The sequence below is a fragment of the Sphingopyxis indica genome, from assembly GCF_900188185.1.
In the GTDB taxonomy this organism is placed as follows: Bacteria; Pseudomonadota; Alphaproteobacteria; order Sphingomonadales; family Sphingomonadaceae; genus Sphingopyxis; species Sphingopyxis indica.
Map to the genome: position 1 here is coordinate 35,290 of NZ_FZPA01000017.1, position 26,521 is coordinate 61,810.

Genomic DNA, 26,521 nt, shown 5'->3' on the forward strand with positions numbered 1-26,521 from the left:
GCAGCATGGTCGAGATTTTCACGGTCGGCGGCGGCGAGTACATCGTCAACGTCCTCAACGCTGTTGCCGCCTGGACCGGTGCGGGCGGCTACAAGAGCCTGATCCAGGTCGCGCTGGTGATGGGCATGGTGCTCGCTGTCATCGTGGTCGCGTTCAACCAGGACTGGCGTGCCTGGCTCAACTGGTTCCTTGGCGCGACGCTCATCTACATGTGCCTGATGGTGCCGCGCATGGACGTCCATGTGACCGACCGGGTCAATCCCAGCCTTGCCCCTGCTACGGTGGCCAATGTCCCGCTCGGGCTCGCCCTGATGGCAAGCTTCACCAGCCAGGCGGGGGACTATCTAACCCGCTCGGCCGAACTCGTCTTCGGCCTGCCAGACGACCTCAACTACTCGAAGAACGGCATGATCTATGGCGCACGGCTGCTTGAATCGACGCGGAGCTTGCGCATTTCCGATCCTGAGTTTGCTGCGAACTTCGACGAGCATGTCCGGCAATGCGTGTTCTACGATCTGCTGCTCGGCCGCTACTCGATGAAGGAGCTTTCTGAGAGCGATGACATCTGGGCGACGATCGCACCGGGCAGCGCGGCGCGCGCGCAGAAATTCCTGACCAGGCAGGCCGACGACAGCGTGACGGCATCGATCATCACCTGCCGCGAAGCCTACACCGCGCTGTCGGGGCAGTGGGCGGGCCTCATTGACGAGATGACGCTTGTCGCGGGGCGTCAGCTTTATCCACGCCAGACCGAAGCGCTCGCCAGGGCCAAGCTCATGGCTGATCTCCCGATTGCCTATCAGTATCTCACCGGCATCTCGCGCAGCGCGAGCGACATTTTCCGCCAGGTGCTGACGATCAATGCCATGAACCAGGCCATGCACGGCTTTGCAGGGGCGAGCGGCACCGGCAGCATCGACGTCTTCGCGCAGACCCGGGCCGATATTCAGACCGAGCGGACCTATTCCTCGATCGCGCACAACGCGATGAAATGGGTCCCAATCCTGAATGTCGTGCTGACGGTGGTGTTCTACGCGCTGTTCCCTGTCCTGTTTCCGCTGTTCCTGATGCCGCGGACCGGACCCATTGCATTGAGAGGTTACGTCACCGGCTTCTTCTACCTTGCGGCGTGGGGACCGCTCTTCGTCATCCTGCACATGATCCTGATGTTCAAGGGCGCGGGCGATGTCGCCGCCGCTGGCGGCAGCACGGGCCTCAGCCTGGCGACCTTTGCCGGCATGAGCGACGTCAACAGCGATATCGGTATCTTGGCGGGCTATCTCGTTGCCTCGATACCCTTCCTTGCCGGCGGGGTGGCGCGTGGTGCGCTGGCGATTTCGGGCCAGGCAACAAGCTATCTCAACCCGAGCCAGAACGCGGCCGAGGAAGCCGCGCGCGAAGCGAGCACCGGCAATGTCTCGCTTGGCAATTCGAACATCGACAACTCGACAGTGTTCTCCCGCCAGTTTGCGCAGGGCAATCTTGTACCCAACATCGCCTATGGCGCGGCACAGACGCGTGGTTTCAGCGACAGCGGCACGCAGACGACCAGCTTCCCCGATGGCGAGTTCGCTGCTGTCCCGAACTCGAGCTATCCGTTCACACCGACGCTGGGGCAGGATTTCACGGGACGCCTCGGAACGATGGCGAGCCAGAGCCGGACGCAGAGCGAGACCTATGCCAATCTTGCTCAGCAATCGACAAGCTCTGCGCTCACCCGGTTCAGCGAGATCCGCAACGCCTACAGCCAGGGTCAGAGCTCCGACACGGTCAGCGGCGTCGGCACGAACGACAGCATCGGCACGGCATTCAGCGAAGTCGACAATGCCTCGAGGACGCTGCAGCAGCAGTTCGGCCTTTCCCGGCGCGCCTCCGACGACATTACCGTGTCTTGGTTCTTGAATGGTGACGCTGGAATTGGTCTGAAGGGAGAAAGGGGGCCGGTACAGGCGTCTGCTGGTTTGCGGGGTGGTCGCAATCAGACTTGGACGGACAGCGATATCGGGATCGCCTCGGAAGATCGCGGCAGGATCATGGGTACGCTGCGGCAGCTTTCGGATAGCCGCAACTGGTCGAATACGCGTGAAGGCTTTCTGCGCGAGACGAGCTCAAGCTCGGTATCACAGGTATCGACCAGCTCGTCGGGTCTCAGTCGATCGCTGACCGAAGCCGAGAGCTATACGCGAGAGGCGCGTCGGGCCGAAGAGATGGCTAGTCGCCTCGAGAATCAGGCTAGCTGGTACGAGGCCAACAGCGCCGCGGGCACGCTGAACTTGAGCCAGGCCTATCGCGAATGGGGCATGGCCGAGATGGAAGCCAATCGCGACTATTACGGGCCGGTGCGCTTCGACGACATCGAGTTTCAGATGAGCGCGCGCGGCCAGCAGCTGCAATCTCGGTTTGTCGAAAGCTATGCCGATCGGCTGCAGGACGACATCGAAGCCGACCTTTCATTGCCGGACTTCGCTCCTGTCAGCCGCCCCGGGATCGGGAGTGCTGGGCAGGTGCGAGCTAGGGGAGCTGTAGGTTCTGCGGGTGGTCCCTCAATGCCCAATGCTCCTGATCGGTCTGACATCACGGATGAGGTCGAGCGGGTTCGCCAGCAGGGTCGTGGAAGGATTGGTACCGTTCGAGGTTACCTGGACCGCCAAACGCAGGGCGCCACGGGCGCAAGCGAGGAAGCTGCCGACGACGTAAAGGAATGGTAGGTGGTCAAAGCACCAAGTCGTAGATCACCACATAGATGATGAATGCTATGAGAAGGATCGCGAATGCAATGAAGCCAACTCGCCCCCATGGGTCGGCCCAGGCCTTCTTCCACGAGTAGGATGTGAGGCGGTTTTCGGAGATGGCACGGTCGATCTCTCGTAGGCCCTTCCAGTCCGTCTCGTCATTGTGACCCTTCTCATCATCCATTTCCATCACTCCGACCTAAATAAAGTAGCAATTTTGATGCATTATCGGTGACAAGCGAATTTAGGTCTCGATATTGACACATTAAGTTCCTTCATGTAAAGACGCAAAATCGCTACACAACGCTCCATATTGGAGATAATGTCTCGATAATGCCACATTATGATTCACCAGATCTGCGCCCTCTCTCGGTACTGCTATCCGACCTCGGGAAGCAGATCGAAGCATATCGCATATCACGCAATCTCAAGCAGGCCGAGCTTGCGGAAATGGCTGGCATCTCGCGTTCAACGCTCGCCCGCCTGGAAGCCGGCAATGGCGGGACCATCGATAGCCTTGCCAGGATCATGCGTGCGCTTGAAATTGAAGACCGCCTTCTGGATGTCATGCCGGACGCCAAGCTGAGCCCGCTCGATCCCCGGTCCGACACCGGCAAGGCGCGGCAAAGGGTGCGCAAATCTTCTGAAGGTGAGGCTGGCGAGGAATGGAGCTGGGGTGACGAGGCCCCATGACGCGTGCCGTAGTCAATCTCTGGGGCCGTCAGATCGGCGCCGTCCTGTGGGATGAGGATCGCGATGTCGGGGTTTTCGAATACACTCCGGAATTCAGCCGCAGCGGTATCGAAGTCGCCCCGCTCACAATGCCCCTGCGAAGTGGCGTCTACGACTTTCCCGCGCTGAATTACGAGACCTTCAAAGGGCTACCGGGCATGCTGGCCGACAGCCTGCCCGACAAATTTGGCAACGCCCTGATCAACCGTTGGCTTGCCGAGCAGGGCCGCACAGCCGACAGCTTCGATCCGGTCGAGCGCCTTTGCTACACCGGCCGCAGAGGCATGGGCGCGCTCGAATTCGAACCGGCTACCGGTGAGCGCCGCGAACAGGGTCGACCGGTCGATATCGCTCCGCTTGTCGAGCTCGCCAACAGGGTCATTGCCGCGCGCGAAGAACTGGCCGGGGTCCTCAAAGGAGAGGATGATCATCGCGCACTTCAAGAGATCCTGCGCGTCGGCACCTCTGCTGGTGGTGCCCGGGCCAAGGCCGTCCTCGCCTGGAATGAGGAGACCGGAGAATTCCATTCAGGGCAGCTGACAGCAGGGCCCGGCTACACGCAATGGCTGGTCAAATTCGATGGCGTGTCGGGCAATGCCGACAAGGAACTCGCTGATCCGATGGGCTTCGGCCGGCTTGAATACGCTTGCTATCTGCTAGCCCGGGAGGCTGGCATCGACATGGCTCGCTCACGACTGCACGAAGAGGGCGGGCGGGCGCATTTCATGACCCAGCGCTTCGATCGCACGCCTGACGGCAAGAAGCTCCACATGCAGTCGCTTTGCGCGATGCGCCATTTCGATTTCAACCTCGCCCGGGCCTACAGCTACGAGCAGGCAATCGAGACAATCCGCATGCTCGGTCTCGGACGCGAAGCGATCAAGGAGCAGGTGCGCCGCGCTCTGCTCAATATCTTCATCCGCAACCAGGACGACCACACCAAGAACATCGCCTTCCTCATGAATAGCGCGGGTCGCTGGAGCCTCTCGCCCGCATTCGATGTCGTCTATGCCTACAATCCTGACGGGGACTGGACCAACGAGCACCAGATGTCTCTGGCCGGCAAAACCGACGGTTTCGAACTCGATGACTTGCTGGAATTCGGAAAGTTCGCTGACCTTAAAACGATTGAGACAAAAGCGATCATATCCGAGATCGGTGCCGCAGTAGACCGCTGGTCTCAATTTGCACGAGACGCCGGAGTGCCAGGCGCCATGGCACAAAAGGCAAAGCGAGGATTCAGATTATTCTAGCAGGCCAATAGGCAGGCGAGCAGAAGTCTGAAACTCCTTGGCCGTCAACAGCTTCAGGAGATTTGGGAAACTATCGGACCAACCCCGATCCCCGCCGAAAGCGTACGAAAAGCATCGGTGCGAGAATTGCTCTTCGGTCATGGCGATGCGCCCATCGAAACCTGCGACTCATGCGCTGACCTTCATTCGGTCAGCAGCTTCAGCGATGCACTGTAGCGCCATCGCGATCTCGCCCTTGCAGGTCGTCGGTGCCGTACTAAAACGAACGACCTCGGCGGCTTCATTCGCATCGAGTCCCATCGCACGGAGAACGTGGCTTGGTTCGGGAATTCCGGAGGTACAGGCCGAACCGCGCGCCAAGGCCACGTCAGGCTGCAGAAGAGCAACGAGCCTCTCCGCATCAACACCAGGTATCCTGACGCAAAGGTTGCCAGGGTGGCGGTCTTCGCGATTACCGATCGTCTCCATTTGAGGGAACAGGCTTTGCAGCCCCGCTTCCAGTTCCAGCGTCAGGGATCTCCATTCGGCAACAGCACGATCATCGGGTAGCAGCCGGCATGCTTCGCCGAGGCCCGCGCACAATGGGGTCGGAAGGGTTCCAGCGCGCAGACCACCTTCCTGATCACCGCCATGGATCAATGGTTGAAGCCGGGACCTCACCTCGCGACTAACATAGAGAGCGCCGATACCTTTGGGGCCAGAAGCCTTGTGCCCTGACAGACTGAGGAAATCGACACCAAGCTCCAAAACATCGATCGGCAGCCAATAAAGCGCCTGCGCAGCATCAGTATGTAATAGTGCTCCGGCGGACCGACATAGCTGAGATATCTCCTTGATTGGCTGGACAACGCCCATCTCGTTGTTCACGAGCATTATGGACACAAGCAGGGTTTGATCGTCTACCAACTTGGAAAGCCTGTCGAGATCGACCCGCCCTTCACGATCGACAGGAGCAACCACCAGTTCAGCTCCCTCGCGAGCCACCTCTCTTGCCGGCGCAAGGACGGCCTTGTGCTCAATGGCGCTTACGATAACTTTTTTCCGATTCGGGTCAGATCGCGTCAGCCCCCGTATCGCGAGATTGTTCGCCTCCGTGGCGCCGGAAGTGAATATGATCTCATCGGCATCTGCGTCGACAGCATGCGCCACATTATTGCGAGACGCTTCGATCGCATCGGCAGCAGTCCAGCCTGCCGCATGGTCCGCGGCGTGAGGATTTGCATAGTGCTCGGTGTAATAGGGCTGCATCGCAGCGACGACCTGGGGATGGGTCGGCGTGGATGCCTGATGGTCCAGATAGATCACGCTCACCTCCCGTTGTTCTCTTTGCGTTCCACGAACAAAATGCACAAGACACTAGCACTGGTGATTGTCACCAGTGACCCTACTCGCTATCATCACTGGTGAATTTGTCCAGTGATAGGGAAATGGGTGGGATGCGAAGCCTTTTGGACCGCGATGACATCAAGCTGCAGGTGGCCGGACATGAGACCTTTCCCTGCCGATATGGGTGGCTAAAGAAGTCTTACGACGCCGTTTGTGAAGAATTGGCAGTCGAAGATGAACAGCAACAGCATGCTTTTTCCCCAAATGTAGGGATAGGAAAGTTCGGTGTTGGCAAGAACATGGTCGCTTCGATGCGGCATTGGTCACTCGCCTGCGGAGTACTTGTGCCACAGGGGGAGCGGGTGGGACGGCTCGAATTGCTGGAGCCTACAGCACTAGGCCATAGAATCTTCGGTGGAGGTGACCCCTATCTCGAGCTTCCGGCTTCTCTCTGGCTTCTTCACTGGCGGCTCGTTGCAAGCCCTGGGCGGGCCACGACTTGGTATTACGCCTTTAACGAATTTAACGATGCGATATTCACCAAGGATACCCTTGCTGCCCGTCTCTGGGCGAGACTGGAGGAACTGCGAGAGGTTGGTCGGCTGGCGAACAGCCGGATAGCGAAGAACACGGTCGATAGGGACGCCGAATGCTTTGTTCGTACCTATGTGACCAAGACTTCGCGGCGAGGAACGATCGAGGATGGTCTCGAAAGCCCGTTCGCTGAGCTTGGGCTCATTGCCTCGATGGCGGGAGGCGCGTTGCAGTTCCGCCGGGGACCGAAGCCTTCGCTGCCCGATGAAGTCTTCGCATTCGCTCTTGTAGAGTTTTGGCGCTCGCAGTTTTCCACGCGCGGTTCGCTCTCCCTGGAGACCATCGCCCATGACCCTGGCTCACCCGGACGAGCATTCCTTCTCGACGAGGATTCCCTAGTCGAGCGTCTAGAGCGGATTGAAGAATTCACGTCCGCTTCGCTGGTGTGGGACGAAGGCGGCGGATTGCGGCAGGTGTCTCGTCGCAAGGAACTCGACCGAATTGATGCAGACGGCCTCCTCAACCCGCTTTTTGACATCCTGGAGAAGGCGGCATGAGCAAGACTCTCTCTGATATCACTCGTGTCCGTCGCCGTTTCCAACGCTCCATCCGTGTGGGTGATGATGCTGGTGTTGCTGAGGGCTTCATCTGTACTGCTACCGCAGCGCAGGCGCTCGAAACCACCATCGAGCATGTCTCCGCGCTCGGTCATGGGGCCTTCACTTGGACCGGCCCCTATGGTTGCGGAAAGTCGAGTCTAGCGGTTGTACTTGCCGCTCTGCTCGGGCCAACTGGGCCTTCTCGCGACGAAGCGCTTGAAGTGCTCCCCGCAGAACTCCGCGAGCAGATCGTCACGAAAATGGGATGGGAACCGCAAGGTTGGACCACTCTCTCGATCGTCGGCTCGCGCTCAGATGCGTCTTCGGTCCTTACTTCCGCGCTCGATGAAGCGGGCATCAAGAAGGGGAGTGGACCGATCGAGCGCCTCGTCGCCGAAGCCAAGCGCGGAATCGGCACCCTGCTTGTCATCGATGAGATGGGCAAATTGCTCGAACATGCTGCCTCCGAAGGGGGTGACGCATTCTTTTTCCAGGAATTGGCCGAAGCAGCGTCGCGCTCGGATGGCCATCTGGTGGTGGTCGGTGTGCTGCATCAGGCTTTCGATGACTACGCCTATCGGCTTGCACGCGAGACCCGCGAGGACTGGCTCAAGATACAGGGTCGATATGTTGATGTGCCGCTCAATCCGACTGGCGAAGAGCAGATCGAATTGCTTTCCCGTGCGATAGAGTGCGACACGCCACCAAAAGCAATAGCGGGCATATCGGAAGTCGCCAAAGCGATTGGTGGGGCGCGCGGCGGTTCTGATGCGGCGGAGCGCCGTCTCGCGTCATGCTGGCCGCTCGGGCCGGTGGTCGCGTGCCTGCTCGGGCCGCTGTCGAGGCGCCGGTTCGGACAGAACCAACGAAGTCTCTTCGGCTTCCTCGGATCCGCCGAACCGTGTGGATTTCAGGACTTCCTCAGCTCGACACCTGTGAAGGGAGCGGCGGCCTACGACTGCGACTGGTTGTGGGGCTATCTCAGAGCCAATCTCGAGCCATCGATCATGGCGTCTCCGGACTCACATAGGTGGTCGCTCGCGCTCGACGCCATCGAACGTTCGGAAGTCGCCGGCGCAAGCAAGCCCGAACTCTCCGTCTTGCGAGCAGTCGCACTCTTGGACCTTTTCCGAGATCGCTCGGGACTGGTTGCATCCACCGAGATTCTTGCTGCCGCTCTTCCCGATCTGAAGGAAGAGGAAATCGTTGCTGCGCTCGAGGAGCTAAAGAGAAGGTCGGTTGTGATCTTCCGCAGGCACCTCGGCGGCTTCACCCTCTATGCCGGCTCTGATTTCGACGTCGAGCAAGCACTGGAAGAGGCACTCGGCGAAGTCGTTGGATGCGATTTTTCCAAGCTTGGCGGAAGCGGTGTTCTGGCCCCCATTCTGGCCAAGCGCGAATATCATGAGACTGGTGCAATGCGCTGGTTCGAGGTGGACATTGCAACTTTAGCCGATGCGCAGAAGCGGATTTCAAGTTATCAAGAGGGACGAGGCTCCTCTGGATTGTTCCTACTCCTCGTGAATGAGGATGGCGAAAGTCCGGCTCAAGTGCGGCGGGTGCTTGACGGGCTGGAGAAGGAAGTTGGCGACCGGCCCATCGCAATTGGCCTGTCGAGTGACAGCTATATGCTTCGCGAACTGAGCCGAGAGCTAATCGCTCTCGAACGGGTCCAAGCGTCACGCCCCGAACTGAAGGGAGATGCTGTCGCACGCAGAGAGGTCGCGAGCAGACTGGTACGGGTTGCCGGAGAACTCGAGGACCGGATCCGCCATGGCTTCTCGACCATCTCCTGGCGGATACCGGCGCTTGCTTCGGACGAGATCGGCATTGCTGGAAAGGTCAAGGATCTCTCCGTCATCGCATCTCGCCTGGCAGCCGAGCTATATTCGAAGGCTCCGCGCATCCGCAACGAACTCGTCAACCGTACGAAGCCATCTTCGAACGCGGTCGCGGCCACACGAGCTTTGATGAACGCGATGATTTCGGCAGCGGACGAGCCCAGCCTCGGGATCCAGAAGTATCCGCCTGAGAAGGGACTATATGTCTCGCTTCTCGAAACCACAGGACTTCACGCCGCAGATCGAAGTGGCGCGCTGTCCTTGCGCGAACCGAAGAACGATTCCGCCAATCTTCACGCCCTTTGGGAGGAGGCCGATCAGCTCGTAGAGAAGGCGGGACCAGACGGTATCGGTTTGGAGAAACTGTTCGATGGTTGGCAGGCCCGACCCTTCGGCACGAAAGATGGCCTCCTGCCCATTCTTGGGCTCGCCTATCTGCTCACGCGGCGCGACACTCTCGCGCTATACCTCGATGAAAGCTTCTGCTCGGACATAAGCGATCTGTTCGTAGACAGGCTGCTCCAGGAAGCCTCGAGCATTCGTTTGCGGTACAGCGAGATATCCAAGCGCGACGCAGCCATCCTGAAGGAAGTGGCCGGTGTTCTCGAAGGACTGACAGGCGATGAGATTGTGGCGGCTGAGCCGCTATTGGTTGGCAGGAAACTCGTTTCCCTGGTCATGGAGACGCCGGGCTGGGTAAGGCGGACTGCGCGCCTTTCTCCTTCCGCCCGAAAGGTCCGCGATCTCGCCATGACAGCACACGATCCGAACAAATTCATGCTCGATGACATTCCGTCGCTAGTGAGTTCGGCAGGAAAGCCAGAGCAGGTTGCTCGGATATTGAAGGAAGGGCTCAACGAAATCTCCGAGGCCTATCCTGAAATGCTAGCCTCATTGGAGAAAGATCTGCTGAGGGAACTGCGCGTCCAGGGGAAGCAGGGTCTCGCAAACCTGCGCGCCAGGGCGGAGAGGGTCACAGGGATCACAGGCAACTTCCGGTTGGATGCGTTCGCGACCCGCCTTTCCTCATTCGACGGCAGTATGGACGTTCTCGAAGGTCTCGCCAGTCTAGCGGCGAACAAGCCGCCGCGGGATTGGGTCGATCGAGATGTGGATGCCGCGCGGATCGAACTGGCTGCTCTGGCCCGTGATTTCCTGCGGGCGGAAGGGCTAGCCCATGTTGCTGGTCGCGAGCAATCGCGCTTTGCGCTCGCCATCTTTATGTCGGACCCAAAGGGCGCCGGCGTCTTAAGACCGGAGGTCGAACTTGACGCAGGAGAGCTCGATCAAGCGCGGGCGATCGCCAATAGCCTCCGCGAAAGAATCTCTGCGGGCGTTTCCCGGGATGTGGCGATAGCTGCTGCTGCCGAACTGGCTTCACTTTTGGCGCAGGAAGACAAGGTTGCTGAGCCGGAGTCGAGTTCTCCGATCGTGGCGACGGGAGGAGTTTCGTGAGTAGGCAACGACACGTCCTGGGCCTCTCGGGAGGCAGAGATAGCGCCGCACTTGCTGTCCACATGGCCCAGACGCGGCCGGACATCGAGCTGGAGTACTTTTTCACGGACACGGGCAAGGAGCTGCCCGAGGTGTATGAGTACCTCGGTCGCCTGGAGGGTTTTCTAGGGAAGCCGATCGAGCGGCTTAATCCCGACCGCGACTTCGATTTTTGGCTCCGCCAATACAAGTCATTCCTACCGAGCCCGCGGACCCGGTGGTGCACAAGGCAGTTGAAGATCCGTCCTTTCGAACAATGGCTCTGGCCTGCCCTGGATGACGGCGACGAGGTCGTGAGCTACGTCGCGATAAGATCCGACGAGAACTACCGCGAGGGCTATTCCTCCACTCACCCCAACCTCTCGGTGTTGCTTCCTTTTAGGGAGGAAGGAGTCGACAAGGCGGGTGTGATTGACATCCTCGAGGCGAGCGGTCTCGGACTTCCTAGCTACTACGAGTGGCGGTCACGTTCGGGCTGTACCTTCTGCTTCTTCCAACAGAAGATTGAATGGGTCCGTCTGATGGAGCGTCACCCCGAGAGCTTCGAAGAGGCGAAATCCTACGAGAAGAATGCGATCGAACACGGTTCGCCCTTCACTTGGAGCCAAGGGGAATCCCTGGAAGATCTCGCGCGGCCAGAGCGCGTGGAACAGATTCGGGAAGAACACCGCAAGCGTCTGGAAAGGGCGAAGGCCAAGCGAGTCCGCAATCCGCTGCGATCAGACGATAGCGAGATTGATCTCGACGAGCTCTACGGGCAGGCGAAGGTCTGTCTGGCCTGCCACAAGTAAGAAGACCCGAGAACAAGCCACTTCGTGTATCGCGAAGCGAAGTCGAGGTTCAGATCACGTGCTCGAGATCGTAGGCCGTAAGGATCGGCCGCAGAACCTGATAAGCTTCTGCGCTGTTCAGGGAGAGGTTTGAAAATTCGGCGACCCGCTTGAGTTCGGATTTTACCAGCTTACGTGCATGCCCCGCCGCATCTTCGTAGCCCTCGGGCAGGACTACGATGAAATCATGGATGGTAGCGCTGTCCTTGCCGGGTGACTTGCGCAGGATGCGCCCACGCCGCTGGATGAACTGCCGGGGGTCTCGAGAACTCGCAAGGATGTACGCGGTGCTGCAGGCCGGTACATCGATGCCCTCGTCGAGGCACTTGATAGCGACCATTGCATCGATCAGGCCAAACTTGAAATTGGTGAGGATCGAGTCCCGCTCCCGACGCGGCTCTCTCGATGTGAAACGCGAGATGCGCCAGCCAAGCCGGTCGAGTTGCTGACTCACGACTTCGATCTGTCGCCCCTCGAGAATCTCGTCCTCTTCATCGGCGGGATCGGTCTCGACCGTGCCATCCCCGCAATAGAACAGCGTATGGTTCTGTGGCCGCTTACCCGCCAGCACGCTTTCAAGAGCCGGCAGCTTGTTCGCCGCCGACGCTATGACGCGGGCCCTCCGCATCAAAAGGGCCGTCAGACCTTGGCTTGGCTTGGAACCAGCCGACTTCTCCCGAGCGAAATGTCTGGCAATTTCATTGGAGAGATCGGCGAATTCGTTCGCTTCGTCGAGCGTGAGCTCCACGATGTGCGGGTGGTACTCATACGGGGTAAGAACCTCGTCCTCGATCGCCTGCCGTAGGGTGTAGCTGAAGACTATGTCTCCATAGTATTCTGTGAGGCGCCGGTTACGCTCCTCATCGAGATAGTGGTGAGGAGTGGCCGAAAGGCCGATCCTATACTTTGCGTTTTGCGGCAGGAAACCGGCATAGCTTTCGGACGAATGGTGGTGACACTCGTCGCCAATCCATAGGAACCGGTTTTCCGGTATTCTTGAGATTGCGCTCTGGAACTCCGGAGATTTCATCGTTCGGTTCACGACCACGATCGCTGCAAAGTTGATCGCCGCCATTTCGACATCGTGGATGGTCTGGCGAAGATCGTCTTCCCATTCCGTCTTTGAGACGTAGCAGCGGATCGGCTCGATCCCAAAGATTTCGAGTATCTCGCACCATTGGTCGGCGAGGTTCTGGTAGGGCACGGCGATTACAACGGTCAGACCGGGAATGCTCTTGGCCAGCTGTACTACGGCGTAGCAAGCAGTAATGGTTTTGCCTGCACCGGTGGCTAGATCGAAGACGCCTACGAACGCGCCTTTCTCGCGCCAGGCATTGAGTGCGTCCCTTTGGTGGGCGCGTATCTCGAACTTGTTGCCGCCGATCATCTCGGGGAGCCTCGGTCCTCTTTCCTTGGGAGTTACGTCAAATTCGTCTTCCTGACTTTTGAGCCGTTTCAGAATGGCGAGTTCACGCGCAGGATCTGGTGGGGCATCCATTCGCTCGGCCACTTCGAGAAGGCGGTCTTCGAGCGCGGTGGGAACGTCGATGACCGCCGTACCGCGACTTTTGTTCTCCCAGAGGCGCTCGAATGCCGCCCGATGTTCGGAGAAGTAGGGTTCGAGTTCGAGCTTCCAGGTGGGGAAGACGTCTATCGATTCGTAGTTGTGGGTCGGGAGCAGGGCCTGAGCGCTTTCGTTCGCTGACCCCGCGAAGACGAATGCATCGCCCGCCTCGTCGGTGATAATCCCGACCTTGTCGTGATACATTCCGTGTGGCCGGAGCGCCACGCGTATGTCCAGCCTTCCCTCGGCCACAAGCCACGCCAAGGTCTGGAAACGCTGTTCGAATACCTCCCCTTGCGCTTCCTCGATCGCGGCGAGGAACTGCTCGCCGATCTCCTCCGAGATCCGCTTCTGGTCTTCGCCCCGCTTTATAGCGGCGATGTCGCGAGCATCGGTAAACGCCCCGACGATGAGGCGCATTCTTCCACCGTTCGCGGTGAAGGTGCTGAGCGCTTGGGCAGCGTATGTGATCGTTGAGCTCGAGAAAAAGCCCACGGCCCGGTCGTAGCGAACCGCGGCAGACAGCGCGGGGAAATAGAAATCCTCCAGGATGTTGTCCCGGTCGGATTTGTAGACCCCCTTGGCCTGGATGTTCCTTAGCGCCATCGAGCGCCTCAGAATGATATTGCTGCTAGATCCGGCTCCGCCTGAGCGGGCACGAGATAGCCTCGTTCCCGCAGCATGCTCATCAAGGCCCTGTCAGGATATTCCCCGCCTTCACGCAGAAGGTGGTCTTTGATGATGGCAAGGCCCCCGTTGGCATACTCTTCGAAGATCTCGGCGCAGCGCCCCTCTTCCCCCTCGCGAAGGATGTCGGGATCCTCGGTCTCGGCAAGCGCGATCAGGTAGATGAGATTCTCTGCGTCGCCGCGCTCGAACTGTTGATAAGAGACGTCTTCGACACCCTGCGAGCGATCGAGCGGGAGACGCCGCTTCTCCGAAAATCCAAGAAGAGCTGCAAAGCAGAGCAACTCACGGATAGTCGGGAAGAGCCTCCTTTCGGAACCAGGAAGCGGTATGGCGGCCAGCTTCTGGACATACTCCTCGTAGATCTTGGATCGGTTGATGTTTGGTGCTCTGGCGGTCATCGAACGATCTCCTCGATCCGTGTGCCATCGGCCTCTTGGTCGAACAGAGCAACGGCATAGTCTTTCCCGTTGAACTGACGGGTCTCGCCTTTCTTCCCTTCTCCGGAAGCACGGTTGGTCCGGACGAGGACGTATTCCTTCCCGACTCTCGCGCGCAGCACGTCGATCACTGCCTTGTTGGCCTGCGAGCCCGAGACCATCAGTACCACCTGACTGGCCATGCGTGGCACATGCTCGCCCGTGGTCTCGCGATAGCTGTCATCGAGCTGGCCGAAGGGCGAGTCGAGAACGAGGGGGGCGACCGTGCCTCGCAGCAGTCGGTGATCCTTCGCGTTCTGACGAAGCCGGGCGTACTCGACCAGGGCAGCGGTGAATGCGAGACCGAGTAGCTGGTTTTCACCACTGGATTTGGGGAGCTGCGTTCCCTCTTCATTGACGAGGGCCACTGCGTATTCGTCGGTCAGTCTCAGCTTAAAGCTTTTCCGGGTGGTGGCCTGAAGGACCTTGCTGATCTGCGAGCGAAGGATCTTTCGAGCGTCTTCCTCTTCTTCGACGAGCTCAGCTTCGAGCCGCTCCTTGAGCCGTTCGCACAGCTCGTGACGTCGGACAAAGATTCTCGCATCCTCGTCGTTCTCGAGCAGCTTGTTGAGTTCGCGCTCCTTGTTCGCCTTGGACGCCTCGGAACTGCGGAGATTGTTTTCGAGTGCGCCGATCTGGCGGTTTATCCCATCGAGTTCGCTTCGCAGCTCATTACGACGCCGCTCGCGTTCGGCGATCTCATCGAAATCGATACCAGAGAGCTTGTCGGAGATTTCCCCTAGTTCAGCTTCAATGGCGCTGATTTCCTGTCGAGCTTCGGCGAGTCGCTTGTTGGCGGCATCCAGCCGGCCTGGCGCTTTTTCCCTTTCCCGCTTGAGTTCTTTTAGGGTGGAGCGCACGCTCGAAAGCCGACTCCGCAACGTCTTGTTCGCTGCCTTCTGAAGGAGACTTCGAACCTTCTCATATTCAGTCGAGCCCTTTTTCAGCTCGGTCCCGCAGATGCATTCTTCCATCTCGAGAATGTCCTGAACGAACTCTTCGTTGTAGGGCGAAGGTATGCGGCCTTTCACATCCTGAGCCTCGAGGTGGTCGAATGTCTTCTCGGTAATGCGAGAAGAGACGAGGAAGCGGCCATTGTCGCCTAGCCACTTCAGCAACTCGTCTTGCGCGCTTGCCGCTCTGGTGATCGCGCGCTTGAGCGAGTTGTTCGCCCGGTCGCGGCTGGCCTGGAGTTCTCGTGCAGCCGCCGAGTTGCGCAACTTAGCTTCGATGTCGGCGATCTGTTGCTGCTTCTGCTCCGCTTGCCCTTTTAGTCCATCGAGTGCTTCCCTGCCGCTCTTAAGCTGTTCCGTAAGCCGGTCGATCTCATTCGAGAGGACTTCGATCTGGTCGGTCGCTTTGGCTTTAGGCATTTGCCGCCGATAGTACGCAGCCGTCTCTTCAAGATCCTCGATCGCGGTCTCGATTAGATTGCAGCCGAGGATATCCTGGACTGCCTTGCGGATTCCGCGCCGGTTCTCCTCGCCGAGGAAGACCTCGGCATGTTCACCGTCGAAAAGAAAGTGTCCCGCCATGGTCTTCGGTATGACTGTGTTGATGAAGCTATCGGGGTTGTCGATCGAAACGCTGTGGCCATCATCGATCCGCATGATTGAGAACTCACGACCGCCCATGGTGCCGTTGCCATGGAAGCGGCGGGCACGATAACGCTTGTCGTTGTGCTCGAAGAGGACTTCTACATAACACGAATCTCTCCCTGCGGCCTTGGCGTCGTGGTTGACGAGGTCTTGCTTGCGTTCAAACTTGGCAGTGGTCGTGCCGTAAAAGCACCAAAGCATCGCGTTTAGAAGCGTGGTCTTTCCGACGCCGTTCTCCGCGTGAATCAGAGTAACGTTTTCATCCGGATCCATCGAGAATTCGATGGTATGCTCACCATGGAAGCAGCGAAAATCCTTCAGGGTGATTTCATCGAGCCACATGATTAGTCTCCTCCCAACGGAGTGGCGCGATCGATGATGTCACGAAGGCGCCGGCGTCGCTCGCTGTCCTTGTTCCGGTTTTCGAAGTAGAATTCGCGCTGCAGCTCTACGATTTCCGCGATCACGCGGTTCTCTAGTTCTTCGCTTCCATCCGATTGCGTCTCGGCCGCGTCGCCATCCTGCATTTCTCGTCATCCCCCAGAAGCGGTCTTGGCGCTACATGTGTCACCAATCTATCGATCTGGTAAATAGGGAAATACAGCCGCTCAACACTTGGGGGGGCAAATACGATCGCCGTTCCGATCTCCTTCATCCTCAAAGTGCCAGTTGTCCTTCGTTCGTGTTGCAACGGTACGGCTCTGATCTCTTCGTACCGACTAGCCCGCGACATCCATCAGATCCCGTCGCAGCCATCGTCGAGCAGCTTACGACCATCTGGGGCTGTGAGGTCTCGTCGAAGCTTGAGATTGATATGGAAGTGCCCGGCGGCCTTGGCCGATACAAAGCACTGAACATTATGGAGAAAGTGGTAGTACTCGGCCTCATCGACAACGACATCGGCCAACCGTGATAATCAGACGGTGTGAGCGCAAGCGCCGCGCTAGCAAGTTGGCCGATCAGCCAAATAGCGCTCCACCTTTTCCACCGTTCGGCGACGCGGCCTCCGGCCAGCTCGTAGGTCAAGCACGAAGCGTGGATCGCCAACCGCGCGACGACCGAACCGTGTCGCCGACATGTGCGATTCCTTCAGGTGTCGCTCAATGCGATCCAGCAATTTCATGGCCTTCCTCGACTCACTCAGTACTTGTGTTCCTGGTTTGTTCTTAGTAGGAAGGTTCCATCCAGTCTAGGAGATTTCCTTCTCTCCTCAGACCGTCAGAAGGAACGACACGATGGAACGCGTCAGAGAGGAGCTCGATCGCCTGATCCAGCAGCGACGGCTCGGATATTCTTCGATCTCGCGGATGATCGGAAGAAACTCGTCCTACATTCAGCAGTTCATCAAGCGCGGCTCGCCTCGAAAGCTGGATGACGATGACCGGCGCACGCTTGCCAGCTTCTTCGGGGTCGACGAGCAAGTGCTTGGCGGACCGCCTGCACCCATGCGTGACGGGTTGATCGAGATACCCGTGCTCAATGTCGATGCGTCGGCAGGCTACGGAGCGATTGCCGAAAGCGAGACCGCCCATACCCGCTTCGGTTTCGACGAACGCTGGCTTGCCCGGCTGACCCGGGCAAAGAGTGCCAGCCTTTCGATCATCCATGTCCTGGGCGACTCCATGGAGCCGACACTCAGCGATGGCGACGAAGTGCTCGTCGATGCGTCGGACCAGGGTTCGCGGCTACGTGACGGCATCTACGTCCTGCGCGCCGACGATGCGCTGGTGGTCAAGCGCGTGACACTCAAGCCAGGTGGCCGCAAGATCACGATTAGCAGCGATAATTCGGCCTATCCCAGCTGGGATGATGTCGACCGGTCCGAGATTCAGGTGGTCGGCCGTGTCATCTGGTTCGGGCGCGCGGTCTGATCCGACCTGATCAGAACCCCGCAAAACGCGCGCGATGCTTGGCAACGAAGTCCAGCCGGGGGTGATCCCGCGGATCGACCGGAAGCCTGATCTTCTGTCCTGAAGGCGGGAAGAGCTTCAACAGGTCGGACGGCACCTTGTTGTGCGATACGAGCAGGCACAGGTTGTCGTCGAATGTGATGAGATGCCGGTCGAACAGCCAATGGGCGGTAGCCGAGAGTGCCACGCCGTTGGGTACAACATCGGGTCCGCCATCGGCGACAGACCAGATATGAGCCGCCTGTGCCTCGGCTTTCCCGCCACCATTGATGATCCGCAATCCCGTGACGGCGCAGGTGCTGTCATAAGCGTCGAGAACCTGGTTGCGGAAACTGGCGGCACGGATTTTCTTGTTCGCCAGGATCTGTTCGATCCGGCGTTCGCCAAGATCATCGGCAAGGAGAACGGCGGTTGCATCGTCGATGTACCGCTCGTCGAGCTCGAGCCTGATCCGGTTGTCCGGGTCTAGTGTCTCGCTCAGCCCCTGAATGACGATGGCGACGAAATCATCGCCATCGAGCGTGCGCACCGATTTTCCGCGCAGCGTCCTTCCGGCATCGCCAGGACGGGCCATCTCGCGAAGGAAGCGTTCGGCAAAGCGTCCGTCCTTGTCGCGGTAGGAGACCACATCATCGAAAGGTAGATAGTCCCTGACGCGCGCGTAGTAATGGGTTGGATCAGCCTCATCTGGATCGATCCGCTCAACGAAAGCAGTCGCGATGTAGGCCATCCGGCCGCCCGATACGCGGGTTTCGCGATAAAGGATCCAGTCGTTCTCGAGCTGGCGGGCCTGAGGAAGATATTGCGAGGGGAAATGATACCGCTCGGTAATGAGGTCGTCGTAGCGCGAATTGCCACTGATCTCGAAAACACCCTTCACCGGCAACGCTCCGCACTTCTCTCGAACAGGCATCGTGCCTGGTAACGCTGAAATCGTCCAGGCTGTCGGTGATCAAATGCCGATTTCGAAAGGCTTTACCCTTTCCTTGGTGAGTTCCGGCTTGTCACTTGTGGGCGAACCGCTGCCAACATCCTTGTCTTGCGAAAGCCCCTTGGCAGCTGCCGCTTTGAGCCTTTGTGTTACTTCAAGTGCCGACGCTTTCTCGCCGCTGTTGGACTTGATGGCCCGGCCGAGTTTCTCGGCATTGTCTGCAATCAGCGTAAGGCCGTCGCGAAGCCGGGTGACCGTGACCAGGAAGGTCTGCCGATTGGCGAGATTGCGTTCGCGGCTGTCCATCACTGCAATCCCGCGATCCGAGGTAAGTCCCTGCGCCATATGCGCATTGAGGGCGTAGGCGAGGTCCAAGCGTTTGAGCATGGGGTCGCCGCGGCTCAGGCGAAGCTCCTTGCCCGCTGATGTCTTCACCAAGACGCCCTTTGTGTCGATGGCCACGATCCTGGCCTGGTCGGCATTGAATAGCCCGCGCTTGTGGTCGTTGTCGGTCCAACGGATCTTGTCACCCTCGATGATGGAAAGCGATTTGCGTTCGAAGAGCGACAGCCGGCTCTCGACTGCGCCCGGCCGCAAGCGCGCGGGATTGAACTTGCGAACCCGCCCCTTCCTGTCCTCAAGCACGAGCTGCTTGCGCGCATGGTCGATGGTTTTGACGGTGTAGTCGCCCTTGGAGAGTTTCTGGGTGCTGTCGCGCGAGCGAAAGTTGAGGACCATGCCCGGTTGGTATGTGCGAAGGTATCGCAATTCCTCGTGTGTCACATTCATCCGCGAATGAACGGTCAGACGGCCCGATCGTGGGCCAAGCTCGCCATTGGCCTTGAGTCCGCGCTGGACAGCCTCGTTAACCGCAGACCGTAAGGCCCGTCCCGACGCGTAGATCGAGGTCCGATCCCGCTCCGCCGGGCTGAGCGAAAGCCACTTTTCGGCAGCAACAATCGCACTGTCCCCGCGAGCCTCGATGGTTGAAGGAGCAAGAGCCTGGAGCGCATCGTCGATACGTCCCTCCTGCGCGGCGGCCTGGGCTCGCCGCAGGACGGGATCGCGGCCGCGCAAATTCACATCCATGTTGGCGCGCTCGATCCCGGCCTGTTGGACGAGGTCGAAGGGCTTACCGGCATCGACGGCGCCTAGCTGTCGCTTGTCACCGACGAGAACCAGACGATGGACTTCGGCAAGGTTCGCCAGCCTTACCAGCTTGGCCTTGTCCTCGTTCGACACCATCGAGGCCTCGTCGAGCACCAGGACATGGTCTCCGAGCGCGCTCCGAGCCTCACTCAGCAAGGTGGCATTTCCCGGCTCGTGCAGAAGCCTGCCCCATTGCGCGAGAAAGCGGGCAATGGTCATCGAACGGATGCCGGTGTCGCGTTCGAGCATCTGGACGAGCGTGTTCTGCACGGCGAGCCCCAGCACCTGCTTGCCTTCCTCGCGGAGCAGCTGGGCGACCGGCTTCATCACGCTGCTTTTGCCCGCCCCGGCTATGCCCTGGATCGCTACGATCCGGTCACGCGATGAGAGCACAAGGCCCGCCGCATCCTCCTGCCCTTCGTTGAGCGAAATTCCGTGGTTGATCGCGGCAACTGCCTGAACCCGTTCTGCTGCGTCTTTCCGATCCAGGATGGGCGACACTGCACCTCGTCCCTGGTCGACGTTCGCGAGAATGGTGCTTTCAAGTTCAAGCGCCTCGCGGCTCGCCAACCGGCCTTTGTGTTCGCCTTTGCCGGGCTCAAGTGCGCCGCTTCTGACCAATGCGTTCACACGGGTTTCGACGTGGCCCACCGTCGTCGGTAGCCCAAAATCGAGCGCCGCCTTCAGCAATCCCTCACGGGGAAAGGCTGCCTCGCGCTGCGAGAGATGACGCACCGCAGAGGCCACGGCCTGTGCAGCCGCAATGGTCGGCGCATCCTGCTTGAGGACATGGGCAGGGATCAGTGGATCAGCCGGATCGCCCTTGATCCGCTGCGCAAACTCCCTCAGCTTCGCAATCCCGCGCTGAAGGAGGTTTTGCTCTTTCGAGCCTCCGGCGACCTTCGCCGCGGCACGCATCTGGGATGCGTCAATCAGACCACCGAGATCGAGACCGACCTCTTCGGCTCGCTGGCGCCAGGACGCAAGAAGGCCCTCGCGATCGCGCACTGGCTCTTTGCCTTTGCGTGTTTCCAGCGTTGCGACAATCCCTGCCTCCAGTCCGCTCCCGCGCCTGGCTGCGAGGACTTCTTCGCGCCGCGTCGAAAAGGCCATCACCTGCTCGCGGGCAATGCCCGCTGCTTCGAAGTTGCCATGCTTTCCAACCGGCCCGGCCTCGAAGCCCATTTTCTCGACCGCCAGACGAAAGCGCGCCATGGTCATCGAGTTGAGCAGGGTGTTAAACGACCAAAGTTTGTCGTTGCGAAGCGCGCGCCACTTCCCGTCGCTGCCTTGCGTGACGTTCGCCACGACCGCGTGAAAATGCAGATTTGGTTCCTGGTTGCGGTTGGTGTCGTGCTGGAAAAGACCGATCGTCAGGTTATCTGTCGCGACCTTCCCGTATCCAGCCTGACTACCCATCCGGGTCTGCGCCGCGTTCTTTTCTGCCCAGCGCAAGGTCTCGATGACGGCCTCGCGATAGGCATCGATGATCCGCTGGTCTCCGCCCACCAGCGCGAGCAGCGACCAGCTTTTCGGGAGTGAAAATGTGAGGTCGGTTCCCGGCCTGTGGGCCTGGCCCGCGTTGCCGACCTGGATACCGCCGGGAAGCTCTCCCCGCAGCAAGGCATCGAATTGCTCGGCGCTGACGCGGCCCTCAAGGCCAAGTCGTTCCGCTCCCTTCCCGACCCAGGTTCCGGAACGATCGGCATCGGCGCCGGTGTAGTAATTGTCTGCCGCGAAATAGCTCGCAGCAGCCGAAGGGGAGCGCACATTGGCGACGGAAAGCATCCGGTTGGTCCTCGTCACGGCTCCCCTCGCGGCCGGGTAATCCCTCCCTATTTGCCTTTCACATGTCGGGCTCGAACTCGCCGAAATCCTTTTCCGGAGGATCTGCGACCGCACCTTCACGCAGGTCTTTCTCGACCGGCGTGAGAGATTGGTGCCCACTGGTCACCGCGCGAGCTTGGGGCGTCGAACCGCCCTTTCCAGCTGCGTCATCGCCGGCGGTTCCTGGTTCGAACGGATGCTGTTCCGCGCCCATTGCTGGTGCATCCTCACCGGTTTGCACGGCAGCCAGAGGTAGCGTTGGACCTGCATCCAGATGCGTATCGGACCGGGTTTCGGCACGGAGATCACAAGCAGCGCGTCCTGCATTCAGCTTTTCAAGCGGCACAGGCTCCTGCCGATCCTGCGGTTCATCGGCGACACGGCGCTGCCCCTCCAAGTCAAGTTTGAGCTGCCTTAAATCGACAGGCTTACCAGCACCGTCATCGTTCGAGGCGGGATGCTCGTCATTCGGTTTCGAACCCGGTTTTGCTTGGAGCGTCGTTGCCGCAGGACCCTGGCCAGGCTTTACGAGCGGTTTCTCGCGGGCGATGAATCCCTCGGCAATACGGCCACGCGTGCGCGGAATGAGCGAAACCGGCGCAGCGGGGAATCCATCAGGAAATTTGATGTAGGCCGACAACCTCGCAAGGTTCATAAACTGGTCGGGCAGGAGCAATGGCTCGATCTGCCGCCTCGGCGTCAGGCTGACTGCGTCGCGCGCATTGTTGTACCCGTAGCTGTAGCCTTCTTCCATGTCGCGCACCTGCCGGTGGCCGATGAAATCGGAGCACCAGGTCGCTGTCTCTCGATCGGCCGTCGCTAGGATGAGCTTCGTTCGCGCAAGCGAGGAAAGTGTCATGGCCATGTTCTCGCCGTAGACTTCCTTGAGCTTGGCAAACGCATGCACCCCGGTGACGATCGCACCGCCGAAGTTGCGCGCCGTTTGCAGCCCCTTTTCAAGCGCCGGTAGTCGGTGAAGGGCACCGAGCTCGTCGATCAGGAACCACATCCGCAGGTCCTGTGTGCGCTCGAGCGTCATCAGCGTATTCATCGCCGTGTCGAGCCACAGCGTCAGCAACTGCGAGGAGATGCTCATGTCGACATAGCGGGCAGAAAGGAACAGGATCGAGCCCGCCTGGCAGTCGCCTTTGACCCAGTCGCGGACCGAAAAGCGCGGTCCGGATGAGGGCAAGAGCTTGAGCACTTTCGCATTTGCATTGAACACCGCGCGGATCGATTCCGCCATGCGGGCCGCTTCCGGGGCGGTCAGCGGATCGGCCATTGTACCGCGCATCAGCTTATGCACTTCGGACAGGTCAGCGGTCATTAGTCGCCGAGCCAAAGCCTCGTTGGTTGCCATGCCGGCACGGGCAAGATGGAGACACATCTCGACGAACAGCATGCGTGCCGCGAGCACCCAGAACTGTTCTGAACCACCCCCGTCATGGGGCACGAGCGCCTCGGCAGCGGCATGAAACTCGGCTTCCGTCGTGCAGTCGTTGAACACGCTCCATAGCGGACACCGAACATCGACAGGATTGAGAATGATGTCGCGCGCGGGATCGTAGAAGGCCTCTATGAAAGCCCCTGTGAGGTCGAAAATGACCGCGCGCTGGCCGCGTTCACGCGCTTCGGCAACAAGTTCTGTGAGCGCCACCGTTTTACCGGTTCCGGTCGTGCCAATGAGCATGGCGTGGCTCTGTTCGAGCCGCCACGGCCAGCTCACGCCGGCGAGATGTGCGGGTTGGTAATGGCCCGCTTCGGCAAGCGCCGACGAGCTCGCAAGCCGCCACTTCCAGCCGAACTTGCGTCCCAATTCCTCGGCCCGGAATGCCTTGTTGTGACGCTCGATTTCTTCTTCGAGTTCGTCGAGCGAAACCAGCATCGCGCCGCGCTCGTGCTTGCGCTCCTTTGATCGACCGCCAAAGCGCTCGGCGAACCACCAGAAGAACACGAAGGCCGGGATCAGCAGTACCGCTGAGACCAGCAATCCCTGCTTCACTGCCGAACGAAATGCCTCGACCGCCTCGCGCATCGGCGGGAACTCGCGAACGATGCCAAACGGGAGGCCGACCCTTTCGCCGTCAAGCAATTCAAGGTTGACCAGTTTGGCCGGATCGAACTCCATGAAGGCATAGAGACTGGCGTAGATATGCATCCAGACCAGGTAGATCTGGTGATCACTCAGAGCCGACCGCACTTCCCAATAGCAGGTGCCGACCGCTACCAGGCCGGTGACAATCAAGGGGCCCTTCAGGCCAGCTGCAAACATGAAACCAAAGTGGCCGAGCAACTGGCTCCCGCGGGTGAAGTTCAGGAGATTATGCTTCATGGGATTGGCCTCCCATGTTTGCGTTGACGGGGAGGCCAAGACGCTCGAGGCGTCGCCGGTACGCCTCGTGAGTACGGTCGCGCAAACTCGCGTCAGAATGGCTGGCCAGAAGCGCATCGAGCGCCACCGATATGAAGATTGCCTGGCGCGCGGGATCGAGCCCCGCGGGCCGGTCCTTCGCCTCGTTATCGCGCTGCCACGCTGCGACAATGAGGTCACGGATAAAGACGCTGACACTGACGCCATGGTCCGCGGCGCACTGGCGAACCCAGTTACCAACGGAGAGAGATACGAATGTCTGAAGCCGATCTTGTCGGGTCATGAAACAGGTTCCTTGTCGGGCCGACGGAACCTGGCTCACCTTGCGGAAGGTGCTGATGAGAATAAATCGTGAACAACTCGCAGTCAATCGAAAGATTCAGACGATATTTCAGCGTAATAGAGAGATGTGAGTTTTCAGCGGATCAGCGCAAAGCCGCTCTACTCGCAGACGGGTTGATTTCGCCCAAAACCACATTCTTCAGCAATAACAGAGAGGTAAATCCCGAAATCGCGGGGTACGGTGTGCTCCTTTGTTCCCAAATGCGCGAGGTGGTCCAGGCAATAAGGGGATTGATCAAGGACGACTTTTCCCGATCTCCACGTTGAAGCGCGAGCAACCGGGGCTGGCAGCTGATCGCATGCAGATAGGAGGCAGTTTGACGCCTCCAGCCAAAGACAGCACCTGCGAAAGAGGCAGCGGCCAAGGGCGCGTGGGAAGCAAGGCAAGCGGGGCATGTCGCATGCCCTAGCTTCCCGCCGCCCGACCCGGTGCCGGTTCGCAAGTGCGTGCGGGGCCCAAGAGCAAATCAGGCCGCACCCTCAGGAGCGCATCGCAAGATGCGCGGGACAGAGTGCGTCCACAGCCCCGCTCCATTTATCGGGCGCCGCCGCATTACGGTGGGCGGCCGTCAGAGCAACCGACCCAACCGGTCTTTTTGTGCTTGATTGGACTACCCGGCGAACAAGAAAAAAGGGCAGGAACCGTCCCCGGTTCCCGCCCTGTCGGAAGTCTCAAAACTCGTCGAGCATGCCGCCGTGGACCGTGTGGACCACCCGCGCTGCGAGATGTGCTGGCAAGATGTTGTAGTCACCCTCGTCGAGGGCAAAGTACCCGAGTTCGTCATCCTCGATAACGTGCTGATCGAAGAAGCTGTGCAGCGCTCTCTTCTCGGCTGTTTCCAGAGCCTCGAAATAGCTCCGGGACGGAAGGGCGCAATGCATCGAATAAGCCATGATATTCCTCCTGATTTCTGTCGTGAGACGACAGGAGGTGCGCGCGATGGTCTTGTGCATCCCGGGTCAGGGATCGCCCGGATGGGCGACCGCGATAGCGGCGGTGGGGGTAACGATTTTGGTCGCTGCCGGATGCAATCCGGTGGCGGGCAAAATGGTGGGGCCCTGCCGTCCTTGAGGCGGGAGGCGCAAGGCCATCATGCTGGGAGAACCGTGAGCCAGGACCCACCACCTCCGCCCCAATATCGAACGCCTGCTGGGTGCGAATTGCCTTTCCTACACCCCGATGACGCGGGCATGTGAACAACCGGGGAGCAAATCCGAGGGGGACAAAAGGACAAAAAACATGCCCCGAAACAGGAGCGCGATTGCAGCTTTGCAAAAGCTCGAAGCGGACCGCGAGGCGCTCGACGCCAAACAACGCGAACTTGAAGTGCAAGCGGCCAGGGAACTCGGCGAAATCATCCTGGGAAGCGGCCTCGAAAGCTTTTCGAAGAAGGGTCTGAGGAAGGTTGCCGAAGAGCTCGGGAAACTCGGCGAGGATGCCGCGATCGAGAAACTGACGGCGCGCGGTTCAACCCGTGCTTCGAATGCAGCGCCGGGAACCCAGTAACCACAGAAGAAGAGGCCCTGCCGCTTGCGGCAGAGCCTCTTCGTAAGGGGGGCGATCGGGATCGATGTCAGTCGATCTCTGGAGCGTCGGTGTTGTCGCCTCCTTCACCCGAGCCGTTGCCGCGGGAGAGAAAGTCGACCTTGTCGGCGAGGATCTCGGTACCGTAGCGCGTGACCCCGTCCTTGTCCTCCCACTGGGTGTAGTGGATGCGGCCCTGGACGCTGACCAGCTGGCCCTTGGAGCAGTACTGCCCGACGGTCTTGGCGAGGCCGTTGAAGCAGGTCACCCGGTGGAACTCGCTTTCCTTGGCAGTGTAGCCGTTCTCGTCCTTGTAGGTCTTGCCGTCCTTGTCGCGCGCGGGGCGATCGGTGACGACGGTGATCCCGGTGACATTGGTGCCGCCCTTAGTCTCGCGGGTGTCGGGATCGCGAGCGATGCGGCCGGTGAGGATTGCGATATTGGTCATGGTGAAAGTCCTTCAGTTCCTCAAACCGGAGACCATCTCCGGCTTGCGAACATCCAGAAGAAGCAGGGCAAGGGAGGACTGCACCGCAGGAGCGAAGCTCCAAGGGAAACCTGTTCATGACGGGTGGTGCGGGCAGGCGCGCGAAGCGCGACAACACGGCCGTCAAAGGAACGGGTTGCGGCTCCTCAGCTGACCTGATTCAGGACTGTTCGCGAAGAAAGCCGGATGGGTATCGGGTGTGGGCCTGAAGGCTAAGAGTCTGATTCAAAATTATCGTTCATAATTTCATAGCCTTGCGATGCGGCGAGTGAAGAGTTGTATCGAGGCGACGAAGAGCCATGCGGTTGCC

21 protein-coding genes are annotated in these 26,521 nt (G+C 59.6%); 9 read left to right on the forward strand and 12 right to left on the reverse strand.

Features of this window, described 5'->3' with window-relative positions; genetic code table 11:
• Positions 1 to 5 precede the first annotated feature (5 nt).
• Positions 6 to 2,708, forward strand: a complete 2,703-nt coding sequence (locus tag CHB69_RS17410) for a conjugal transfer protein TraG N-terminal domain-containing protein (RefSeq protein ID WP_089217198.1) — start codon at positions 6 to 8, stop codon at positions 2,706 to 2,708.
• 4 nt (positions 2,709 to 2,712) lie between these two features.
• Here CHB69_RS17410 and CHB69_RS17415 read toward each other — a convergent pair whose 3' ends face one another.
• Complete coding sequence (locus tag CHB69_RS17415; RefSeq protein WP_089217199.1) at positions 2,713 to 2,922, reverse strand: hypothetical protein; 210 nt, start codon at positions 2,920 to 2,922, stop codon at positions 2,713 to 2,715.
• Between the two features lie 143 nt (positions 2,923 to 3,065).
• Here CHB69_RS17415 and CHB69_RS17420 point away from each other — a divergent pair, with 143 nt between their 5' ends.
• Together CHB69_RS17420 and CHB69_RS17425 are read left to right on the forward strand one after the other, a co-directional pair.
• Positions 3,066 to 3,425 (forward strand): helix-turn-helix domain-containing protein, encoded by a 360-nt coding sequence (locus CHB69_RS17420; protein WP_034921371.1) that lies wholly within the window; start codon positions 3,066 to 3,068, stop codon positions 3,423 to 3,425.
• Positions 3,422 to 4,717 (forward strand): type II toxin-antitoxin system HipA family toxin, encoded by a 1,296-nt coding sequence (locus CHB69_RS17425; RefSeq protein ID WP_089217200.1) that lies wholly within the window; start codon positions 3,422 to 3,424, stop codon positions 4,715 to 4,717. Before CHB69_RS17420 ends, CHB69_RS17425 begins: the two co-directional genes overlap by 4 nt.
• A 168-nt stretch (positions 4,718 to 4,885) precedes the next feature.
• Here CHB69_RS17425 and CHB69_RS17430 read toward each other — a convergent pair whose 3' ends face one another.
• Positions 4,886 to 6,022 carry a cysteine desulfurase family protein gene (locus tag CHB69_RS17430; RefSeq protein WP_170935629.1) on the reverse strand — a complete coding sequence of 379 codons (1,137 nt, stop codon included), beginning with the start codon at positions 6,020 to 6,022 and terminating at the stop codon, positions 4,886 to 4,888.
• 131 nt (positions 6,023 to 6,153) lie between these two features.
• On the opposite strand from CHB69_RS17430, the gene CHB69_RS17435 reads away from it, so the two are divergent.
• The 3 genes from CHB69_RS17435 to CHB69_RS17445 are packed head-to-tail and all read left to right on the forward strand — an operon-like array spanning position 6,154 to position 11,302.
• Positions 6,154 to 7,134: a DUF4007 family protein gene (locus tag CHB69_RS17435; protein WP_052321965.1), complete on the forward strand. Its 981-nt coding sequence runs from the start codon at positions 6,154 to 6,156 to the stop codon at positions 7,132 to 7,134.
• Positions 7,131 to 10,472 (forward strand): ATP-binding protein, encoded by a 3,342-nt coding sequence (locus CHB69_RS17440; protein ID WP_141134046.1) that lies wholly within the window; start codon positions 7,131 to 7,133, stop codon positions 10,470 to 10,472. The genes CHB69_RS17435 and CHB69_RS17440 overlap by 4 nt, the downstream gene beginning before the upstream one ends.
• Positions 10,469 to 11,302, forward strand: coding sequence for a phosphoadenosine phosphosulfate reductase domain-containing protein (locus CHB69_RS17445; RefSeq protein WP_039388585.1), 834 nt, complete (start codon positions 10,469 to 10,471; stop codon positions 11,300 to 11,302). Before CHB69_RS17440 ends, CHB69_RS17445 begins: the two co-directional genes overlap by 4 nt.
• 49 nt (positions 11,303 to 11,351) lie before the next feature.
• Here the strand turns inward: CHB69_RS17445 and CHB69_RS17450 are convergent, their stop codons facing one another.
• Genes CHB69_RS17450 through CHB69_RS17465 form a run of 4 tightly spaced genes read right to left on the reverse strand, consistent with a single transcriptional unit; the run spans position 11,352 to position 16,196 of the window.
• Positions 11,352 to 13,511 carry a DEAD/DEAH box helicase family protein gene (locus CHB69_RS17450; protein WP_089217203.1) on the reverse strand — a complete coding sequence of 720 codons (2,160 nt, stop codon included), beginning with the start codon at positions 13,509 to 13,511 and terminating at the stop codon, positions 11,352 to 11,354.
• An 8-nt stretch (positions 13,512 to 13,519) separates the two neighbouring features.
• On the reverse strand, positions 13,520 to 13,993 hold the full coding sequence (locus CHB69_RS17455) for a DNA phosphorothioation-associated protein 4 (RefSeq protein WP_052321967.1): 474 nt from the start codon (positions 13,991 to 13,993) through the stop codon (positions 13,520 to 13,522).
• Positions 13,990 to 16,011 carry an AAA family ATPase gene (locus CHB69_RS17460; RefSeq protein WP_089217204.1) on the reverse strand — a complete coding sequence of 674 codons (2,022 nt, stop codon included), beginning with the start codon at positions 16,009 to 16,011 and terminating at the stop codon, positions 13,990 to 13,992. Before CHB69_RS17460 ends, CHB69_RS17455 begins: the two co-directional genes overlap by 4 nt.
• A 2-nt stretch (positions 16,012 to 16,013) precedes the next feature.
• Positions 16,014 to 16,196 (reverse strand): hypothetical protein, encoded by a 183-nt coding sequence (locus tag CHB69_RS17465; protein ID WP_039388589.1) that lies wholly within the window; start codon positions 16,194 to 16,196, stop codon positions 16,014 to 16,016.
• A gap of 35 nt (positions 16,197 to 16,231) precedes the next feature.
• Between CHB69_RS17465 and CHB69_RS20300 the strand changes: the two genes are divergently transcribed.
• A complete protein-coding gene (locus CHB69_RS20300; protein WP_170935626.1) occupies positions 16,232 to 16,582 on the forward strand; it encodes a hypothetical protein in 351 nt (116 codons plus the stop codon).
• A gap of 322 nt (positions 16,583 to 16,904) precedes the next feature.
• Positions 16,905 to 17,540, forward strand: coding sequence for a S24 family peptidase (locus CHB69_RS17475; RefSeq protein ID WP_089217205.1), 636 nt, complete (start codon positions 16,905 to 16,907; stop codon positions 17,538 to 17,540).
• Positions 17,541 to 17,550: 10 nt separating this feature from the next.
• Here the strand turns inward: CHB69_RS17475 and CHB69_RS17480 are convergent, their stop codons facing one another.
• The 5 genes from CHB69_RS17480 to CHB69_RS17500 all read right to left on the reverse strand — a co-directional run bounded on the left by CHB69_RS17480 (position 17,551) and on the right by CHB69_RS17500 (position 25,093).
• On the reverse strand, positions 17,551 to 18,459 hold the full coding sequence (locus tag CHB69_RS17480) for an HNH endonuclease (protein WP_089217206.1): 909 nt from the start codon (positions 18,457 to 18,459) through the stop codon (positions 17,551 to 17,553).
• 72 nt (positions 18,460 to 18,531) lie between these two features.
• Positions 18,532 to 21,447 (reverse strand): MobF family relaxase, encoded by a 2,916-nt coding sequence (gene mobF, locus CHB69_RS17485; RefSeq protein WP_089217207.1) that lies wholly within the window; start codon positions 21,445 to 21,447, stop codon positions 18,532 to 18,534.
• A gap of 58 nt (positions 21,448 to 21,505) precedes the next feature.
• Positions 21,506 to 23,818: a type IV secretion system DNA-binding domain-containing protein gene (locus CHB69_RS17490; protein ID WP_089217208.1), complete on the reverse strand. Its 2,313-nt coding sequence runs from the start codon at positions 23,816 to 23,818 to the stop codon at positions 21,506 to 21,508.
• A complete protein-coding gene (locus CHB69_RS17495) occupies positions 23,808 to 24,140 on the reverse strand; it encodes a hypothetical protein (protein ID WP_089217209.1) in 333 nt (110 codons plus the stop codon). The genes CHB69_RS17490 and CHB69_RS17495 overlap by 11 nt, the downstream gene beginning before the upstream one ends.
• A gap of 731 nt (positions 24,141 to 24,871) precedes the next feature.
• Positions 24,872 to 25,093: a hypothetical protein gene (locus CHB69_RS17500; protein ID WP_050599527.1), complete on the reverse strand. Its 222-nt coding sequence runs from the start codon at positions 25,091 to 25,093 to the stop codon at positions 24,872 to 24,874.
• Positions 25,094 to 25,439: 346 nt separating this feature from the next.
• On the opposite strand from CHB69_RS17500, the gene CHB69_RS17505 reads away from it, so the two are divergent.
• The gene (locus CHB69_RS17505; protein ID WP_022673609.1) at positions 25,440 to 25,706 is read left to right on the forward strand and encodes a DUF6437 family protein; all 267 of its coding nucleotides are present in this window, start codon (positions 25,440 to 25,442) and stop codon (positions 25,704 to 25,706) included.
• 67 nt (positions 25,707 to 25,773) lie between these two features.
• Here the strand turns inward: CHB69_RS17505 and CHB69_RS17510 are convergent, their stop codons facing one another.
• The gene (locus CHB69_RS17510; RefSeq protein WP_089217210.1) at positions 25,774 to 26,172 is read right to left on the reverse strand and encodes a single-stranded DNA-binding protein; all 399 of its coding nucleotides are present in this window, start codon (positions 26,170 to 26,172) and stop codon (positions 25,774 to 25,776) included.
• Positions 26,173 to 26,521 lie beyond the last annotated feature (349 nt).

Coding starts and splice junctions, on each gene's coding strand:
- CHB69_RS17410 (WP_089217198.1), top strand. CDS start 6: ATGGTCGAGATTTTCACGGTCGGCGGCGGCGAGTACATCGTCAACGTC.
- CHB69_RS17415 (WP_089217199.1), bottom strand. CDS start 2,922: ATGGAAATGGATGATGAGAAGGGTCACAATGACGAGACGGACTGGAAG.
- CHB69_RS17420 (WP_034921371.1), top strand. CDS start 3,066: ATGCCACATTATGATTCACCAGATCTGCGCCCTCTCTCGGTACTGCTA.
- CHB69_RS17425 (WP_089217200.1), top strand. CDS start 3,422: ATGACGCGTGCCGTAGTCAATCTCTGGGGCCGTCAGATCGGCGCCGTC.
- CHB69_RS17435 (WP_052321965.1), top strand. CDS start 6,154: ATGCGAAGCCTTTTGGACCGCGATGACATCAAGCTGCAGGTGGCCGGA.
- CHB69_RS17440 (WP_141134046.1), top strand. CDS start 7,131: ATGAGCAAGACTCTCTCTGATATCACTCGTGTCCGTCGCCGTTTCCAA.
- CHB69_RS17450 (WP_089217203.1), bottom strand. CDS start 13,511: ATGGCGCTAAGGAACATCCAGGCCAAGGGGGTCTACAAATCCGACCGG.
- CHB69_RS17455 (WP_052321967.1), bottom strand. CDS start 13,993: ATGACCGCCAGAGCACCAAACATCAACCGATCCAAGATCTACGAGGAG.
- CHB69_RS17460 (WP_089217204.1), bottom strand. CDS start 16,011: ATGTGGCTCGATGAAATCACCCTGAAGGATTTTCGCTGCTTCCATGGT.
- CHB69_RS17465 (WP_039388589.1), bottom strand. CDS start 16,196: ATGCAGGATGGCGACGCGGCCGAGACGCAATCGGATGGAAGCGAAGAA.
- CHB69_RS20300 (WP_170935626.1), top strand. CDS start 16,232: ATGTGTCACCAATCTATCGATCTGGTAAATAGGGAAATACAGCCGCTC.
- CHB69_RS17475 (WP_089217205.1), top strand. CDS start 16,905: ATGGAACGCGTCAGAGAGGAGCTCGATCGCCTGATCCAGCAGCGACGG.
- mobF (WP_089217207.1), bottom strand. CDS start 21,447: ATGCTTTCCGTCGCCAATGTGCGCTCCCCTTCGGCTGCTGCGAGCTAT.
- CHB69_RS17490 (WP_089217208.1), bottom strand. CDS start 23,818: ATGAAGCATAATCTCCTGAACTTCACCCGCGGGAGCCAGTTGCTCGGC.
- CHB69_RS17495 (WP_089217209.1), bottom strand. CDS start 24,140: ATGACCCGACAAGATCGGCTTCAGACATTCGTATCTCTCTCCGTTGGT.
- CHB69_RS17500 (WP_050599527.1), bottom strand. CDS start 25,093: ATGGCTTATTCGATGCATTGCGCCCTTCCGTCCCGGAGCTATTTCGAG.
- CHB69_RS17505 (WP_022673609.1), top strand. CDS start 25,440: ATGCCCCGAAACAGGAGCGCGATTGCAGCTTTGCAAAAGCTCGAAGCG.
- CHB69_RS17510 (WP_089217210.1), bottom strand. CDS start 26,172: ATGACCAATATCGCAATCCTCACCGGCCGCATCGCTCGCGATCCCGAC.